Annotated in this window: 13 protein-coding genes, 1 tRNA gene and 1 pseudogene; 4 read left to right on the top strand and 11 right to left on the bottom strand. The window is 65.4% G+C overall.

Annotation, left to right across the window (positions count from 1 at the left end; all coding sequences use genetic code 11):
* Window positions 1-212: 212 nt before the first annotated feature.
* Entirely contained in the window at window positions 213-686 is a 474-nt protein-coding gene (locus NU1_RS30560; protein ID WP_067526921.1) for a DUF6194 family protein, read from the bottom strand.
* Between the two features lie 41 nt (window positions 687-727).
* Between NU1_RS30560 and NU1_RS30555 the strand changes: the two genes are divergently transcribed.
* On the top strand, window positions 728-1,462 hold the full coding sequence (locus NU1_RS30555; protein ID WP_067526971.1) for a MerR family transcriptional regulator: 735 nt from the start codon (window positions 728-730) through the stop codon (window positions 1,460-1,462).
* A gap of 784 nt (window positions 1,463-2,246) precedes the next feature.
* Here NU1_RS30555 and NU1_RS30545 read toward each other — a convergent pair.
* From NU1_RS30545 to NU1_RS30530, 4 genes are all read right to left on the bottom strand, one after another.
* Entirely contained in the window at window positions 2,247-3,335 is a 1,089-nt protein-coding gene (locus NU1_RS30545) for a TIGR03857 family LLM class F420-dependent oxidoreductase (protein WP_067526919.1), read from the bottom strand.
* Window positions 3,336-3,393: 58 nt separating this feature from the next.
* Entirely contained in the window at window positions 3,394-4,527 is a 1,134-nt protein-coding gene (locus NU1_RS30540) for a phosphotransferase family protein (RefSeq protein WP_067526918.1), read from the bottom strand.
* 139 nt (window positions 4,528-4,666) lie between these two features.
* The gene (locus NU1_RS30535; RefSeq protein WP_067526917.1) at window positions 4,667-5,155 is read right to left on the bottom strand and encodes a DUF2599 domain-containing protein; all 489 of its coding nucleotides are present in this window, start codon (window positions 5,153-5,155) and stop codon (window positions 4,667-4,669) included.
* A 190-nt stretch (window positions 5,156-5,345) separates the two neighbouring features.
* A complete protein-coding gene (locus NU1_RS30530) occupies window positions 5,346-7,082 on the bottom strand; it encodes a penicillin-binding transpeptidase domain-containing protein (protein ID WP_245720387.1) in 1,737 nt (578 codons plus the stop codon).
* A 363-nt stretch (window positions 7,083-7,445) separates the two neighbouring features.
* Here NU1_RS30530 and NU1_RS30525 point away from each other — a divergent pair, with 363 nt between their 5' ends.
* Together NU1_RS30525 and NU1_RS30520 are read left to right on the top strand one after the other, a co-directional pair.
* Complete coding sequence (locus tag NU1_RS30525; RefSeq protein WP_067526916.1) at window positions 7,446-8,324, top strand: LysR family transcriptional regulator; 879 nt, start codon at window positions 7,446-7,448, stop codon at window positions 8,322-8,324.
* Window positions 8,325-8,368: 44 nt separating this feature from the next.
* Entirely contained in the window at window positions 8,369-9,262 is an 894-nt protein-coding gene (locus tag NU1_RS30520) for a serine hydrolase (RefSeq protein WP_084521945.1), read from the top strand.
* A gap of 210 nt (window positions 9,263-9,472) precedes the next feature.
* Here NU1_RS30520 and NU1_RS30515 read toward each other — a convergent pair whose 3' ends face one another.
* The 6 genes and pseudogenes from NU1_RS30515 to mihF form a co-directional block, all read right to left on the bottom strand.
* Window positions 9,473-10,171 carry a restriction endonuclease gene (locus tag NU1_RS30515; RefSeq protein WP_067526915.1) on the bottom strand — a complete coding sequence of 233 codons (699 nt, stop codon included), beginning with the start codon at window positions 10,169-10,171 and terminating at the stop codon, window positions 9,473-9,475.
* Window positions 10,172-10,879: 708 nt separating this feature from the next.
* A complete protein-coding gene (locus tag NU1_RS30505; RefSeq protein ID WP_067526913.1) occupies window positions 10,880-11,914 on the bottom strand; it encodes a hypothetical protein in 1,035 nt (344 codons plus the stop codon).
* A gap of 63 nt (window positions 11,915-11,977) precedes the next feature.
* Window positions 11,978-14,527, bottom strand: coding sequence for an NACHT domain-containing protein (locus tag NU1_RS30500; RefSeq protein WP_067526912.1), 2,550 nt, complete (start codon window positions 14,525-14,527; stop codon window positions 11,978-11,980).
* 107 nt (window positions 14,528-14,634) lie between these two features.
* Window positions 14,635-15,518 (bottom strand): annotated as a pseudogene (locus NU1_RS30495) (IS3 family transposase); the annotation flags it as partial.
* Window positions 15,519-15,729: 211 nt separating this feature from the next.
* Window positions 15,730-15,812, bottom strand: a tRNA-Leu gene (locus NU1_RS30490).
* A 192-nt stretch (window positions 15,813-16,004) separates the two neighbouring features.
* Entirely contained in the window at window positions 16,005-16,319 is a 315-nt protein-coding gene (gene mihF, locus NU1_RS30485; RefSeq protein ID WP_067526911.1) for an integration host factor, actinobacterial type, read from the bottom strand.
* 388 nt (window positions 16,320-16,707) lie between these two features.
* Between mihF and NU1_RS30480 the strand changes: the two genes are divergently transcribed.
* A complete protein-coding gene (locus NU1_RS30480) occupies window positions 16,708-17,550 on the top strand; it encodes a tetratricopeptide repeat protein (protein ID WP_157553252.1) in 843 nt (280 codons plus the stop codon).
* Window positions 17,551-17,570 lie beyond the last annotated feature (20 nt).

Here is a 17,570-nt window from a genome sequence, read left to right as displayed (position 1 = left end):
ACCGCCGCGGCCGCTCGACCTTGACCGCGACCGCCGGTCATGTTGCACGACAGCAGTTTTCGGGCCGGGCGTTATCCGCGGACGCACTCCGTCCCGAGCATCGGGCAGCGATGGGTGAAGTGGCGGGCCATGCACTGGGCACACCTCAACGAGGGGGACCGGTGTGTTGTCCGCAACCGCCAGTTCGTCTTTCGGCGGCGGTCGCCACCGCGCTAGCTACCGGTGGACGTCCGACGGGTTACGCGTCGCCGGGCATCGTCGTGCGCCGCACGCAGGAGATCGACGGCCAGGGCGGTCGTTCGCGCATCCGGGTTGATGATCGAAATCCAGCCCTGTCGGCGATACAGCGGATGCGGGAGCACCACATCGACGGCGGTGAAATCCACCGCTGTCGCCGGATTCTCGCGTGGATCGGTGCCGAGCAGTTCGGTGAAGACGCGCCTGCCGACATGGATGTTCAGCCGCCAGCGGCCGGGCGGGTCGAGGTCACCGGAAGCGTCGTCGGGATAGTTCTTCGTCACGATGGTGGCGTACGGCTGCTCTCGTTGGGGCACTTGGCCGTCGGGTGCGTAGTAGAAGAAGTGGTCGCCCCAGGCGAGCTCCGGAAATGGGTCGCCCGGGGCGGGCGCGAGCTCGAGTACCCCGTCCGCGTGGCGGATCGCTGTCAGAATCTGGTCCATACTCATGGTTCAAGCATGAACTTGAAGTGCTTATGGAGGGTTCGGTGATGATCGAGGAGCCGGCGGCAGTGCTGACGGTCACGATGGTCGCGGAGGCCACCGGCTATTCGGTCCAGCAGGTCCGTGACCTGGAGCGGCTCGGGGTCCTCGCCGCGGCGATCCGAGCGAGCAACGGCTACCGGCAGTTCGCCCCCGACCACGTCCGTGACCTGCACGCCTACCGCGATCTCGCCTACGCGGTGGGGCCGGTCGAAGCCAGGCATGTGCTGCGCGCGATCCGCTCGCTGCCGCTGACCGACGCCGCGGCTCTGGTGTGCGACCTTCCCGCGCGCCTGAACCAGGAACGCGAACAGGCGCTCGCCGCCCGCGTGGCCTTACACGCCATCAGCGCGGAGGCCGCCACCGACACCGCGCCCGTCGCGGCGGACGCGATGACGATTACCGAGCTGTCCAGGGCGCTCGGGCTCCGAGCCTCGACGCTGCGCTTCTGGGAGCAGGCCGGGCTCATCACGCCCGACCGGGTTCCGACCCGATCCGGCTCGGCCCGCCGCTACCAACCCGCAGCGATCCACCACGCGCGCATCACAACAGCCCTGCGGGCGGCCGGTTACGGCATCACCGACATCCAGCGGACCCTGACGGCGATCCGTGAGCTGCGGGATGTGAGTCACTCGCTCGCGGCACTCGACGACCGCCTGCACACGATCGCCCAGCGCCAACTGGCTCTCCTGCGCGCGGTAGCGACCATCGGCCAGATCATCCGCGATGGCGAGAGCAGCTAGGACGACCGCTTTGCTAGGAGTTCGACGGCGCGCAATGCGTGGGATGGTTTCCGGTTCGTCCTCCGCGTCGAAGCCGGACCGCGGTGATCGGGTCTGGCGACCATCGAGCACGGAACTCAGTCGATGCCCTCGTCGAGTTGTTCCCAGGTGATCTCAACGCCGACCACGACGTCGGATCCCCCTTCGCGGTCGGCGTGCCGACGGCATCGACGAAGGCCATGGCGGTGCGGCGGACCAGGGAGGATAGTGGGAAGTCTCAAACCACACGCGCGCGGGACACCCCGCCGACAATATCTACCAGGTACCCCTCCAGGTTTGACCTCACCGGCCGCCTCTCCGTGCCGTGGCACGCAAAGGCATCCATCCACCACCGATATTCACTGAATACCACTCCGGCATAGGCGGTTTCGCCATCGCGCAACGCCTGGCCGAGGCGGAGCGCCCGTGCTCGTTCGCTGATGACCGCAAGCGGAGCGGCACCGGTGCGCGGTGGCGTGGTCGAAGGGTGCAGTGCGAGCGATTCTCGGGCGGCCAAGGTATCCGACCTCAGTGGCGGACATCCCGCTCCACCTCGACCGCGCGCGCCAATGCCGCCTCGGGGTCTCCCTCGGCGCGCGACCACACCGCGCGGATGCGCAACCCCGTTTCGATGGAACGGAACTGGCGTCGGAGACCCAGGCGCTCACGACGACGCTCCGGTCGCGACCGCGTCAGGTGATCGACGCGCGGTAGATGGCCTCGATCGAGCGACCGGCATCGTCGCGGGGATCTGCTGTCCTTTATCTCACAAGAACTTTCCCGGATTCGCTGCCACCTGGCGGCGCAGCGTGGGCCGGTTCTCTCGGTAGGCGGCCACGACCGATTTCAGCTCGTGCGGGCTGGCGCCGTGCATGATCACCGAGTCGCAGCCGAGTTCGAGTTCGCGGGAGATCTTCTCGGCACACTGCTTCGGGGTGCCGTACGCGGCCGAGGTGAGCCATTCGTCCGGGATGAGGGCGTCGAGCTTTTCCAGGGTTTCGACGGACGCCGAGGCGTCGATGGGGCCGGCCGACGCGGCGTCGCGAAACAGCTGCGAGGTACGGAGCCGGTCCCATGCCCGGCGGTCCCAGCCGTTGGCGTCGATGAGCGGGTCGGCGTAGGCCTGCAGGTAGGTGAGCAGGCGGCCCGCGCGACGGCGCAGCCGGTCCTCCTCGGAGAGGGCGTCGCTCGCGGTCGCCAGGCACGACCAGATCCGGACGCTGTCGGGGTCCTTACCGGCTCGTTCGGCGCCACGACGCACCGCCGCAATGGAATTCACGGTGGCCTCCTCGGAGAAGAAGGTGTGCAGTATGGCGAAGTCCCCGATCTCGCCGGCCAGCTCCAGGGTTTTGGGGCCGACGGCCACGAAGCCGATCGGCGGCGAGTCCTCGAGACCGTTCTGGTGATACAGCACCGGCCAGGACCCGGCGGGCCCCTCGTGGTTGAGGATGGTCTCGCCGTCCCACAGTCGCCGCAGAATGCCGACGAAGTCGCGGAGTCGGGCCTCGGTGACCACCGGCAGGCCGATCGCCTGCCAGTTCGCCTTCACGCCGCGCGCGAAAGCCATAGCGTAGCGGCCCTCGGTCATGGCGTGCATTGTCGAGCCGATGGTCGCCGTGACCATCGGATGTCGGGTGTGATGATGGGTCGCCGCCGCCGCGATGCCCAGCTCGGTGGTGCATCCGGCGACGCCACCGGAGAGGACTGCGGTGTCCTTGACGGTCATGCGCTCACCGATCATGCACGAGCCCAGTCCCATCGCCTCGGCGTCGCGCGCCTCCGGGACAAGGACGCGGGCGTCGGCCGGGTGTCGGCTGATGGCGTAGTAGGCCAGTTCATTCAATTGTTCGGTCACGAGAGTGTGCTCCCCACAGGGTTTTCGGTTTCGGGGCGATGGACGGTGACGCCGGGTATCAAGCGCCGATTTCGGTGAGCATTTCTTCGACGAGCGACCGGTGATGCAGGAGAGTCTCGATGTCATCGGGGCGCTCCATCTCGCCGAAGTGGATCTGGCGTCCGCCCGCGCGCAGGAAGACGATGGCGTAGTTGAGGGCCGCGAAGACCGTGTACCAGGTCAGGTCGCCGACCCGCGCCCCGGAGCATTCGGTATAGGCGGCCGTCACGTCCTCCTCGCGCAGGAAACCCGGCATCCCGGGCAGGCCGAAGGTGCTGGCGATCGTCTGAAAGACGCGGTGCCCGAACACCATCCAGGCCAGGTCGAGTTCGCGGGGTCCGATCGTCGCCAACTCCCAGTCGAGTACAGCGACCGGCGCGAAGTCGCGGTACATACAGTTGCCGATGCGGGCGTCACCCCAGCACAGCACGGTCTCATCGGGCGACGTGACCGGAAGGTTCGCCCTGAGCCACCACAGCATTCGCTCCACCAGCGGTGACGATCCGGTATCGCGGGCCGCGAACTCATACCACGACCTGGAGCGGTTCAGGGTTCGTTCGAGCGGGCTCGCACCCGGCTGTCGCGGGTCGAGGAAGTCGAAGGTTGCGGCCGCGTCCGCAATGGCATGCAGTCCGGCGAGGGCCTCGATCGTGCTGTGCTGCAACCGGTTCTGCTGCTCGGGGGTCGCGTCGAAGAGCCAGTTGTCGCCGAAGGTGTAGGGCATGACATCGGGCGGCACCAGGCCGTCGATGCGGTCCATCAGCAAGAAGGGAGTGCCCAGGACCTCGCCGGTCGACTCGAGGAACCGGACCCGAGGGACCGGGACGCCGCTCACTTCACCCACGATGCGCATGGTGTCGAACTGCTCGCGCAGGTCGTAGTGTTCGAGGACAGGGAAGTCACCCGCCGCCGGCACCATCCGGCCGATCAAGTCGGCGGCCCGTCGCCCTCCGGCCTCGGTCCAGGTCATATCCAGCACCAGCGTCTCCGCCGACATGCCGTTGCTGTCGATTCCGGACCGCAGCGTGACGCGCGGGTCGGCCCCCTCCGGCAGCAACGTGGCCAGCCATTGGGTGAGAAGCGGGATCAGCGTGCCGGTATCGCGGCTGCTGCGCCGCAGTCGCATGCCTTTTTCGTGCTGTGACGAAGACATGGAAACCCCTGACGAGTGTACGAAAGCTGGGGTAACCATTCGCCCGGACGTACGCGGCAGTCAACAGGGACTCTCGGTGAATGGGAGTGGCGGATTCACCAGCAGGCGGACTGGGACGCGCGCAGAGAGCGTGCACGGGTCAGAGTTCGTGTTCGGGAGCTCCTGGATTGCACAGAGCGGCGACGGTTGCCGGGTAGCCGACGACAGGTCGCCAGGGTTCGAGGTTCCAGCTCGGTTTGTCCGGCATGGCGATACGTGCCCAGTCCCAGTGGCAGATGAACTGGTCGCGCATGCCGGGGGTGTCCGCGGTGTCGGCGTGACGTAGTACTTCCTGCCAGGCGCGTTCGGCGGCGGGTGGGAAGGGGTCCTGGCGGCCGGCGGCGGTGGGGTAGATCATCAGTCGGGTGCCGTCGGCGCCATCGGTCCAGACGACGTGGTCGATGAGCGGGCGATCGAGGAACGGATCGAGGGCTTCGTCGCTGGACAGTGTGGAAACGGGCGCGGTATCAACAGGTTTCGGGAGCTGATGCCCGGACCCCGGGGCCGTGGCACCGGCCGTTCCGGTGCTACAGATGAGTGCGGCCAGTAGCGCCGCGGTGCCGATTGCGGGAATTCCGCATCGTCGCATAGGTCTGTCCTTCGAATCCGAGGTTGGTTTGTCGACTCCGGCCGAGCCTTCGACTGTTTCGCTCGGAAGGTGGCCCGAGCACGGCGACACCATCCGATCATGACATCCATGGAAACCGGTCGGTCCCGGGGGCGCGAGGTTGTCACCGACACCGGGCCGAGCTACCAAGCGGGTGGATCGGGTCTGATGGTTACCGGGCGCGCAACATCCGTCCGGCCGCGTTGACGGCGGGTCCGGAGCTGTTGGCGTCGGAGATGAAGACCGCGAACGCGAGATCGCCGTCGATCCCGACGAACCAGCCGTGCGCGTGGGTGTCATCGATGAATTCGGCGGTGCCGGTCTTGCCGAGCAAGCCGGGGATATCACGCAATTGGGTGGCGGTGCCGGCGGTGATCGTCTCGCGCATCATGGTTCTCACCTGGTCGGCGACGGTGGCGGGCAATGCGGGTGGGGTGCGGTCGGGTATGCCGGGCGCTCCGGCGACCAAGGTCGGGTTCGGTGCGGAGCCGCGGGCCAGGGAGGCGGCGACCATGGCCATACCGAACGGTGATGCGGTCACCGTGCGCTGCCCGATGCCGCCCTCCACGCGCAGGGCGGGGGTGTCGGCGGCGGGGACCGAACCGGTAACGGTGGTCAGGCCCGGGGTGAGGTAGTCGATTCCCATACCGAGTTGTGCGGCCGCGTCGGTGAGCGCGTTCGGCGGCAGCGCTACCGCGAGCCGGCCCATGGTGGTGTTGCAGGACTGCGCGAACGCGGTGTGCAAGGGCACCTCGCCGAGTTCGAAATTGTTGTCGTTGGGGATGCGACGGCCTTCGATATTCGCCGATGCGGGGCAGGCCACAATGGTCTGCGGGGTCACCGCTCCTGCCTGCAGGGCCGCTGACACTGTCACTGTCTTGAAGGTCGATCCGGGCGGGTACAGCCCGGTCAACGCGATCGGGCCCTGGGCGTCGGCCGCCGAATTCTGGGCCATCGCCACGATATTGCCCGTCGATGGCTGCAGGGCGACGATGGCGGCCGGTGTGGTGATGGGGTCGAGTGCGGCATCGGCAGCCCGCTGCAGTCTCATATCCAAAGTCGTGCGGATATTGCTGGTCGGGACCGGTTCCTGCCCGGCGATACGCTGTGTGCCCGTGGCGGTCTGGGCGCGCACCGCCCATCCGGCCGCGGCATCGGCCTCGGACTGCCACAGCTCCGACAACCCGGCCAGGGTGGGGGAGGCGAGGTCCTTGTCGGTGGTGAGTAGTCGGGTCTGCGGTGCCAGAGTGACATTCGGCATCGCCGACAGCGCGTCCTGGATCGGCCCGAGATCGCTCGGACGCAAAGTGATCGCGGTGACCTGCTTACCTTGCGCGGCCTCGAGGTCGGTGCGCAGCGACCGCGCCGTAATGGTCGGCGCGATCGGGGACAGCAATGCCGCCACGGCCGCGGTGTCCACCCCGGGAGACAGATTCACCAGGGTCACCACCTGCTGGGACATGAGTTCCCCACCGGCATTGTCGAGTACCCGCGCCGGATTCGGATAGACCGGGCTGTAAGTGAGCGGCCCGATATCGAGTCCGGGCGCCACCGTCGCCGGATCCCACCCGATCCGCCATCCGTCACCGGTCTTCTCGGCGGTCCCGGTGGTGGTGTAGGTCCACTCGTTCTCGCCGTCCCTGCCCAGCTTCCAGGTCGCGGCGAGGGTGAATGTGCGGGCGTCGTCGTCGACATCGCGCACCTCGAACCGCGCATCCTTGCCGAGCCCGTCGTAGAGGGCGGCGACCGTGGCGGCGGCCGCGGTCGGGTCGGTGGTCACCGCGGCGGCCGCGGCGAGGTCGTCATTGTTGAGGGCGTCGGCGAAAGCGTTCGCGACGGAGGTTATCCGTTCGTTCGTCTGCTCGAAGACCCCACAGCCGGTCAGCGTGAGGGTCCCGACAACTAGCACCGCGGAGATTCTCGTGGCGAGGGCGCAGACACCACGGCGTGCCCTATCCGAACCTGATGCCTCGGTCACCGCGGAACCTCGCGATGCAATGCCGTGAGTCCGGCGTTCGCGGCGCGTGCGCTCGCCGCCTGCTCAGGAGTGCAGGCGGCGAGCGGTGCGGGTAGGGCCGTGGCTGCCACAACGAGTGCGGTGCGGCACGGCCGGGATCGGGCAGGGATGAGAGTCGTCGTCATGGTTTCCCTTCGTGAGTCGACCGCCGTGTCGAACGGCGTCGCGGACGGGACCGAGCCTGGCATCCGGCGATAGATGCTGTCCAAGTCAGAAATTGGGGTTTCGATGCTGATTCGGCATAGACTGGCCGCTGTGGATGTCTTGGCCGCGTGTAAGGCGTTCGTGGCGGTCAGCCGCCACGGCAGTTTCACGGTCGGAGCAGCGGCGGTGGGTATCCCGCAGTCCGTTGCCAGCCGCCGTATCGCGGCGCTCGAGCGCCATTACGGGGCCCGGCTGCTCGAGCGAACCTCACGCAGTGCCACCTTGACCGCGTTCGGCAAGGAGATGTTGCCTCCGGCCAGGCGTCTGGTCGAGCTCGCCACGACACTGGAACAGGAGGCAGAACGCGCCAAATTGCGCCCTTTTCGGGTGGCGGTGCCGACCACCTCCACCGCACTGGCGCTCGCGCAGTTCGTTGCGGATGCGCACCATTGCCAACTGAATCTCGACCTGTACCAGGCCGATCCGACGGAGCGAGCGGAGCTAGCCCGCACGGGGGAGGTGCGCGCCGCATTCATTGCGGTAGCGCCCGACCAGGGCATGTGGCGGGTTCCGTTAGGGGTGGCCGACTCCAGTGGCCCGCACTTCGGGCCCCTCTATCTGGAGACCCTCCGGACCGGCCGTGCCGACCGGCGCTCTCGCCGACGCCGGGTCTGGATTCAGCCCGAGGATGACGTACCGCATATCCGCGACCGCCTCACCCGCACGCGTGATGCCCTCGGACTTCTACCCGCCCAGGTAGCCATTGGCACCTCACTGGTCGCCGCTACCGCTGAGGTGCTCGGAACCGATGATCTGCTGCTGTGTGCGCACAGTCAGGCTGTCGAGTTCGGTCTGCACTGGCGGCCGATCGGTGAACTGGAGTTGTCCCGTGGTTACGCTGTAGCGGCCGCGCAACGTGAAGACGCGGAACGCATCGGGTCGCTGCCGTCAGCGACAATCGCGCGCTGTCTCGGTCTACCGAACAACTGAACCCGGGTGGCCGTGTCCCCGGAGAGCGGATGTGAATGTTGGGGATGACCAAAGCCCTGCAGGATGCGCGGAAAGAACTGCGGGATGCCGGACTGCGCGGCGCCTACCTGGTGCGCGACCTCGACAGCGGTGAGGAACTGGGACTCGACGCCGAGGTCGAGATGCCGATCGCGTCGCTGGTGAAGATACCGCTGGCGGTGGCGACGCTCGAACGCGTCGCTCGCGGTGAACTCGACCCCGCCACACCGATTCTGGTGCAACCCGGCCGCATCACCACTCCGGGCCCGACCGGTCTGACCAAGTTCCGCTACCCTGCCACCGTCGCCCTCGACGACCTGCTGTACCTGAGCGTCGCGATCAGCGACGGGACCGCCGCCGACGCGCTCTTCGCCCGCACGCCGCCGACGCGGGTCGCCGACGAACTGCGGCGACTCGGATACGAGGGCATCGCGGTACGCCATCTGATGGACGAGCTCACGCGGACACCGGCCGAACTCTTCGATCGAACCCAGATCCATCTCGCCCACGCACTCGCCATCGAAGCCTCGAATGCCGGACGCGGACACCCGGTGCCGCAGCTCGATATCGGGCAGGCGAACACCGGGTCGGCACGTGCATTCGTCGACCTATTGCAGGGGCTCTGGCGCCCGCGGACGATTCACCCATCGACTGCGATCAGGGTCCGAGAGTTGATGGCAGACAATGTGCTTCGACATCAACTGGCGCCCGATTTCCGTTCCGATGCCACACGGTGGTCATCGAAGACCGGAACCCTGCTCAATCTTCGGCACGAGGTCGGAGTCGTCGAGCATGCGGACGGGCAAACGCTGGCAGTCGCCGCACTCACCGAATCCCAGGTGGCCGCGGCGGTGCAAGTGGGTGCCGAAGCGACAATGGCGAAGGTGGCTCGGATGCTCCATGACGAACTGCGAGGGTGACCGTTCGCGTGGCGGCGATCGTATGTATCGCTTCGGGCCGCCCGGTGTTCGGGGGGGATCGCCGCTGTGTCGCTAACCCCTGTGTGGTTAGCACTGGTGTCCGGAGGGGGACACGACCACTACGCCCACGCATTCCACCAGCGGAAACAGCTGGTGACCGGTAACTGACACGGCGCAGGAACCCACTCGAATTCCTGTATCTGAAATCCCCTACGGGGGCGCGCTGGTGGTCAGCCCGAACTCCGCTGCGAGGGTCGGCCATCGCCGTAGCATTCCTTCTAGCTCACTAGAAGACCATAGGACGATTGTCGGCCGGTAGGGTCCGCGGTTGTGGGTTTCGGTCCAGCGGACGCCGTCTTGTGTGAACGATCCGCTGGTTGCGATGATCAGACGTCGCACCGGCTCGCCCTCCCACAAAGGCATCTTCGAATGAACCAAATCTGCGATCTGGGAGGCGTTGACTCCCTGCCGAGGCCAATGCTTGGCTTGCACGATCACCCGTTCGAGGCTGTCCGCACCCAGACCATCGCCCACCTTCAAGAAGGCTTCGACATCGCGGCCGCCGTCAGGACCGTGCAGATGCATCAGCCGATTGATACCGGTATATGCGCCGGACAGATCAAGGAGACACACCAGCAGCCGTTCGAACCCGTCGGCATCAATGCGATCCCACGACAGCGTCAGCCGCTCGAGCACGGAGGCATCGCCGAAGATCTCAACGAGTCGGCCTGCTCCATCCGCGTCGAATTGCATGCTCTTCATAAATTTTCTGCCGCTCACGGTCAGATGGACCAGCTTGGCGCCATCCTCGGCTTCGATCACGTGATAGGTACAGGTGGTGTCCTCATCGACGTCGCGTGGTTGCGGCGGCTCGCCCACACCCGGCGCGATCTTGCTGATACGGGTCACTCCAGTCCATTCATACTCGCGGTTGCGGTAAGCAACTGTCCGACTTCGAATTCCGGTAACCACAGTTTCTCAGCACCCACTGACACATACGGATGGGCGCACCGGCTGGATACATCCGACTGACGTTGTCGCACACGAGCGGTAGCGCCTCCACCGGACAGTATGTCCGGGGATGGAATGACCGGATGATCTGACCGGCAACGAGCCGAGCGATGTTGACACTCTGACGTCCGCCTCATTCAGGCAGTATCTCGGCCTGGGCGTCGACGTGAGCCTCGTTGTGTACGAAAGTATCTCGCCCCTTCTTCATGTCGGTGCTGATCCCTACGATGGCTAGACAGCGTTGCTTCAGGGGTGGAGGTCGGGCGATTCAGGGTGCCGAAGTTCTCCGCTAGAGCGATTCCGTGGGGGTCCAAGTCGGGGATACACCAGTAGGGCTCGAACTCCGTTGCAGGGCAAAGGCTTTCGCGTCGAGTTGTGTCAGGAGGGGACATGACCACTACGCCCACGCGCTCCGCCGCCAGAAGCTGCTGATCATTGCCTGCGGTGGCCAGGAGGTACGTGAGTTCGGCAGCGTCAGCATCTCCTGGCTCACCGCCATCGTCCTCCAGGTCGTCTCCCGGTTCGAAAACGCCATCGCCGACAACGTCCACTTCCACGGCGTCCCCGAATGCCGTCGGCCACAACCTTGGCCAGGGGTGGACGTCGTCATCTACCTCGGCGCCACGCGCGGGCGCTTCCTTTGAGGATTGTTCCTGAGCAGGAACAGACGGTACCGTGAACCGCCGAGCTGCTGAGGCTCACGGAGTCGATATGGACCGAGTCAGCGACAATGGGGTCATCCGACCAGTAGAGTCGGCCGACATGAAGGACCTCGTTCGTCTGGAACTTGACACGCGGCGCGGTACCTGGAAGTAGCTCAAGTCCCTCCGTGGCTCCCATCTGAATGGGCATTCCAAAAATCAGCAACTGCGAGAATATATGTGTGACTACGAAGTTGATGTCGTCGTTGACCTCTTCGAATGCGCGGGCGTAGTCGGCGGCGGGACCGGACAGCTCGCCCGCGACCAGGGCGGTCAAGGCTTTTCGTCGTTTCAGAATAAGTCTGGGGTCGTCGTATCCGAGCCCGGTGCGGCGATCTTCATCCAAGCGGTGTGACAATCGTATTCGTGTGTCGGCGAGTTCAAGACGGGATTCGGCAGTCAGAATGGCGGCGGCTGTGACGAAGCCGCGCCATGAATCAGTGGTCGCCATGGCCTTGGCAAGTTTCTGAGCTGGTCCGTATCCGCTGATGCCGAGTTCCCGATTGGCCTGCTTCGGGCCGGGATCCTTTTCGAGACCGGCGGTCATCGCTTCAGGGAACCAGGGGACGTCGAAGTTACTGTCTTGCATCGTGTGATACGAGCCCGCAGCGAGCTGAGGTGCATGGAGGTTTGGGTAGTCTGGCAGGCCAGATCGGATCCACATAGTGAGCATGGAGACCGCTCGATCGACGAACGTGCCGGCGGCGAGGAACATCTTGACCCGGTTGTTCATCGGTGTGCCCATGTGAGGGATGGCACGGTAGGCATGCACCGGCGAGCTATGTGTATGCCCCTGCAGGGTCAGCTCCTTCATACACGCCACCGGTTCCTGCACAGGCATCGTCTGCGGGAATTCGGATCGGAACGACTGCACCACACGGGATTCTTGCCATTGCGCGGCCAATTGTCCTGCCGCGGACCAGGTCTCGCTGTTCGTCATTGAAGCCGTCGCCTTTGCTGAAGGATGTGGGTGGCTGCCAGGTCTGCTGGTAGCGCGATGGTGCTAGAGCCATCGCCAGTCGGCCAAGTCGTTCAAGGCCTTACGAACGAGATCGCGTGCGGTGTCGGCCGGTGTTGTTCGGAGGATCGAGTCAACGCTGCCCCATCCACGTTTTGCCTGCTCATCGGCATCGGGGAAGTCCTCGCACAGCTCAACGGTCGTGGCTCCGGACGATAGATAGATCACCGGCCAGTACGGCTCCGAATCGCTTCGCCGCATGAGAATCTTGATCAGGCATGGTTCGGGTGTTGCGAGTTCCAGGACCCGTGTGCGCAGGTCGGCGCGGATGGTCGCATCGACAATCAGCCGAAGCTGACGTCGAGTTTCTGCGGTATGTTCGCGGACAGCTTCGGCTGCCTTCTCGGCCGTGGTGGGTATTTGAGCAGGGTAGCCGGTGGCGGTGAGGCGCGAATCGAGGTGTGCCCGCCAGATCCGTTCTGCAGCTGACAGCGGCCCGCCCCGGAACTCGAACAGGCCGGAGGATGCCGATGATTCAGCTAATTCCGGAGCGGACACATAGCAGGACGGTGCGCGTCCAAGCGTGGTCAGGTTCCGCTTCGAGCCGGATGACATCTGCACCGCTGCGTCGGCCGTCATGTGCTCTGGGAGGAGTATCCGGCACAAGTTTGTCGCGATAGAAGGAGCGTCAGGGGTGAGGTTGGGATACTCGAACTGCGCGAATTCGGCTACGGCCAGCGGCAAGTCGCGGCACACAAGTATCGCTATTTCATCGGCGATGCCTGCCATCTCGACCAGAAACCGCAGGCGAAGATAATCATTCGAGTCGACCGACGTCGGCGCGTCGACAACGCCTTTCGACAGTGCAAGAGCGGAGACGAAATCAGCCAGCGAATCGTGTGCAGGGCGAACGATTTGGTCGTAATCCTCATATGCCACGAAACCGCCGCGAATGGCCACCCGGCGCAACTCATCTGCGGATATATCGATGCCGGAGGTGCGGAGTCGGTCAGCCGCCGAATTCAGCAGAATGCTCCAATCGAACTGGTCGCATTGGCGTAGCCCTCTGGTAAGCAGCTCCGAGAACACAATCCCAAGACCGAGAAGGCTGATCTGAAGGTTCACCACGCCTGTCTTCCGCGCCATCTCCGCAGCAAACACGGTGTACATTTGTGCCCGCCCTTTGATGTCGAATCCGCGCGCGACAAGTTGAGCCGCCATCTCGAGCAGGTAGGGCACCGCGGAAGCCGATCCGAGGGCGTACCGGATCTTCTCGATCACTCCGAAAGCCTGGTGGCTGCTATCGATGTCGGCGACTACACGCGCCACTATCTTCTGCTGGCCATCCGGCGGAACGCCGACCAACTGATAAGCGGAGCGTTCGACCCCGACCGGAACCACCGAGTTGAGAACCGCGGGATCGCGCCCGATCAGGACGATTTCGCAATGAGGTCGCGAGCTCACGGCGTGGTGGATTTCAGCCGTGAGCTCGTGTCTTGTGCTCTCAGGTATCTCAGAAACCGAATCGAGCACCAGGATCGAGTCAGGGTCTGCCAGAAATCCGCGGGCAAGCTCGATGGACGATGGTCTGTTCAGTGTCGCAGCGGCAGCATCCGATACGAGAACCCAGAAGCGGCCTGGCACGTACCGTTGCGCATCTACCAGGAGCACTGCGGTACTCGAATGTGCGGCGCCGAGCCGACGCATGCTGTCACTCAGTGTCGATTTCCCTGAGCCTGACTGCCCGGACACCAGTGAAAGCCGGTGATCGCGGTGATCGATCAGGTCAGCCAAATGAACCTGTGCAGCCTCGACGCCCGCTGCTTGCTCGATAGGGGTTCGAAGTCGACGTAGATCGACGTCGACAGCTCGCGATTCAGGCAGGCCGTTGATGGCTTCGAAGTACGCTTCCTTCGTGCTGATATCCCATCGCCCAGCAGTGGAAACGAATGCGCCATGAAACGCGGTTCGGACATCGTCGAGGACGACGAGTCTGTCTTCGGGACGTGGCTGACTTGCGCGCTCGGTTACCAACATATACAGGCGATGGACGATGTCGTCAGCCTCGCTGACGGCGTCGAATCCAGGCGACCCAAGATGGGCGATCACCTGCTTTCTTGCCGCATTGAGCAGGGCGCTGGTCGGGGTCGGGTCGACAATCAAGCGAGTTCTCATCGCTATTGTCGCGGCAGCCGCTGTGAGCTTGTCGCCCGTAACGTTCAGTAGTGGTTCTGTCGTGGAAAGTGCGTGCGCCCGCTCCAATGCGTCGCGAAGACCCTCGCCTCTCGGCCCGAGTCGGCCACCCAAGGTGATGCCGAACAGCGCGTCGCCTGCTGCATGAACAGTATCGAAACTGTTCAAGATCGCAATGATCTCAGCAGGTCCCCAAGAATCGGACAGCTGCCGGGTCTTTATCTGCTGTGCCGCGATCAGGCTCTTCGTCTCATCCAGCAGTTCGAGGTCGAACGCATCGGTTTCACTCTCGACGCAGATTGCGGCAACGGGGCCGTATTGGCCGTCGACCGCCTCCAGACAGGTGAGTATCGCGCGCGCTTGCTGATATGCGACGCCGGCCTGGTTCGCCCATCCCGACATCTACACCTCCCTCGGTTGCGGTTGCGTCGTAGATGTTAGTTCCGGCGGCCGACACGTTGCCGCTTTGCCGGGACCCCGGAGATCGGTCCGCCTGATATGAGAGCCGGTTATCGGTGGAGGCAGGTCGCAGCGTATCGGGTTGGGGTAGCTAGCCCGGTGTGGAATGTCTTCGGCGGTGGTTGTACTCGTCCTTCAGCCGGTGATCACGACCCGTGCCTGGGTCGGGGACAAGACGCTGTTGATGTTGAGGCATTCGTCGCGCAGGCGACCGTTGAACGATTCGATGTAGCCGTTGCGCCAGGGCTGACCTGGCGGGATGAACGCCAAACCGACCCGTTCGCCTGCCCAGTCGTTCATCACCGCGGCCGCGAGCTAGGGTCCGTTGTCGCAGCGCAACACCCCCGGATAGCCGCGATCGGCGGCGAGACGGTCGAGCTCGTCGATGAGCCGGTCGGAGGTGATGGAGCGCTCGACCAGGCCGCCGAGGCATTCGCGGGTGTGTTCGTCGACGATCGAGACGATCTTGACCGGGCGGCCGTCCTCGGTGGCATCGAACTGGAAGTCCACCGCCCACACTCGGTTCGGCGCCTCCGCGGCCACCTCGGTGGCCGCGGAGGCGCCCAGGCGTTTGCGGCGTCGCCGTTGCGGCACCCGTAATCCCTCATCACGCCAGAGACGTTGGATCTTCTTGTGGTTGACCGCCCAGCCCTCGGTGCGGGCGTCGTGGTAGGCGCGGCGGAACCGCTGCAGCGGACGGCCTCTGGACCAGGTCCGCAACCAATCTCGCAGTCCTGCGTCAGGATCGGAGGTCGCCTGCGCGACCGGAGGTTGGTGTTGGGTGCTTCGGTGCTGCCCGGTGACCGGCAGGCGAACCGCTCGCTGCATTCGAGCACGCGCATCAGATGCGCCATGGCGGCCCACCGGCGTTCCGGGTTTAGAACTTTCCCTTGGCGATCTCCTTCAACGCCGCCTTCTCCAGCTCGGCGTCGGCAGGGTCAGGTCAAGGGCTGTGGCGAACAGTCGCCCAGCCCCGGGCGATTCGCGGTTCGTCGCTATTTGCCGTTAACAGGATGCTCACAGCTGGACCCGACTTGAACCCCTACGGGTCTGACCTGGGCGTATCGAACCACCCAATGAGAACACCCACCGTGGTGGTCGACCATAATCCCAGGTCAAACACACCGCAATGGGTGTTGTTACCGTGTCCGGAGGGGGACTTGAACCCCCACGTCCCTGAGGACACTAGCACCTCAAGCTAGCGCGTCTGCCATTCCGCCACCCGGACCGGTGGTGCTCAGCAAGATTATCGGATGTGGCCGCGCGGGCCAAATCGGTTCGGACCAGGAAACCGGCCCTGATCAGGGGGTGTTGGGAGTGGTTGCCGCCGGGCCGACGTGCGTGGTGGCCGGGCGGCCCCCCGAAGAACGGAACTGGTGGCGAGAGGTCGCCACCGCCCGTCCAGCAAGACGCCGAAGCGTCAGGCGTTGAGCGCCTCCAGCAGGGCGGCGCGCTGACGCGAGCCCAGTCCACCGATGCGGCGGTCGACCGGGATCTCCGCCTCATCCATCAGCTTGGCGGCCTTGACCGGGCCGATGCCCGGCAGCGCCTTGATGACCGCGGCGACCTTGGTCTTCTTGACGAGGTCTTCGTTATCGGCACGCTTGAGAACCTCGGCCAGGCTGACCGAGCCCTGCTTGACCTGCGCGATCAGCTCCGAACGCGCTTTGCGGACAGCTGCGGCCTTGGCCAGCGCCTCGGAGCGTTGTTCGGGGGTCATGGTGGGCAGAGCCATATGTAGTTCCCTTTCACTCGTTCGCTGGTACGTCGTTCGGCGTCGATTCAACATCACGACTGGCCGGGCGCAAGCCCGACACACCGCGCGGACCAGGGGAGCCCGTGCGGAGGTCATCCGGCCGATGGCCTCGGGGAGCCGGATCGGGGCCGGATTTCAGGTGGGGTTGACGACTTTTCCGGGGCCTTTCATGATCACCGAAAAGGGCTGCGGTAGCTGACCTTTCGCTGATCATGGGGGTCTGATCGGGGGCTCTGCCGAAGGTGCCGGACAAGCGCCCAAGTGTTAGCTGGTCGAATCTCCTGGCAAATACGCCGACTTTCCGGTGCGCACCGGTATTACCGTGTGCCGATACATCGCGGCGAGGCACTGGTGGAAGGCGGCGCAGATGGGCAGGGCGTATCCCGACGCCGAGTCGACGACGACCGCACCACCGCTGGCGGCGCGCTATGACGGCGGCGCACCGCTGAACTGGCACGGCCGCACCGTGTACCCCGTACACAGCGCAGCGCTGGGCGCGCAGCCGTGCACGGTGACGCTGACCCTGCGGTCGGTCGCCGCGCCGACCGGGGTGCGCAGCCTCGGGCTGGGATTATCGGTGGAGGGCGGGCACGTCCTGCTCGACGGGCGGCGGTTGCGCGGTGTGGATGTGTGGACCGACGCGATGAGTGGGGGAGTCGCCTTGCGTATTCGCCCGGACGGGCCCGGCAGCTCGTTCTCGCTCACCCCGGTCTGGGTGGACCCCACCGGCGCCACCGTGTCGTGGACGGGCAACTACGGCATGCTCGTCGAGCCCGGCGAGACCACCGTGCTGCACTGCAGCACCGGCATCGGCGTACCGAACTTCACCGAACTCGTCGTCGAACTCGGCACCGCCGCCGACACCGCGGCACCACCCTCCCCGGACGCCAGCCGCTACCGCGATGCCCTCTACGACCTGGGCGTGGCCATGCAGGGCCGCGGCGACGAGGACCAGGCCTGCCAATTGTGGACGCAGGCAGCCGGATTCGGCCACCTCGGCGCGGCCTATGACCTGGGTGTGGTCCGCTTCCGCCACGGCGACTACGCCGAAGCCGAACGCTGGTGGCGACCCGCCGCCGACCACGGCGACGCCCGCGCCATGTCCGGCCTCGCCGAGGCCCTCGACCGCCAGGGCAATCCCAGCGAGGCGCGCGTCTGGCGAGCCGCCTGCGCCGCCGAATCCCGATCCGACGCCGAATCCACGCGCTGAGGGGGAACCCCGGTGGGGTG

This window comes from Nocardia uniformis NBRC 13702, assembly GCF_001613345.1.
Classification (GTDB): domain Bacteria; phylum Actinomycetota; class Actinomycetes; order Mycobacteriales; family Mycobacteriaceae; genus Nocardia; species Nocardia uniformis.
This window is presented reverse-complemented; position numbering and strand designations above follow the sequence as displayed.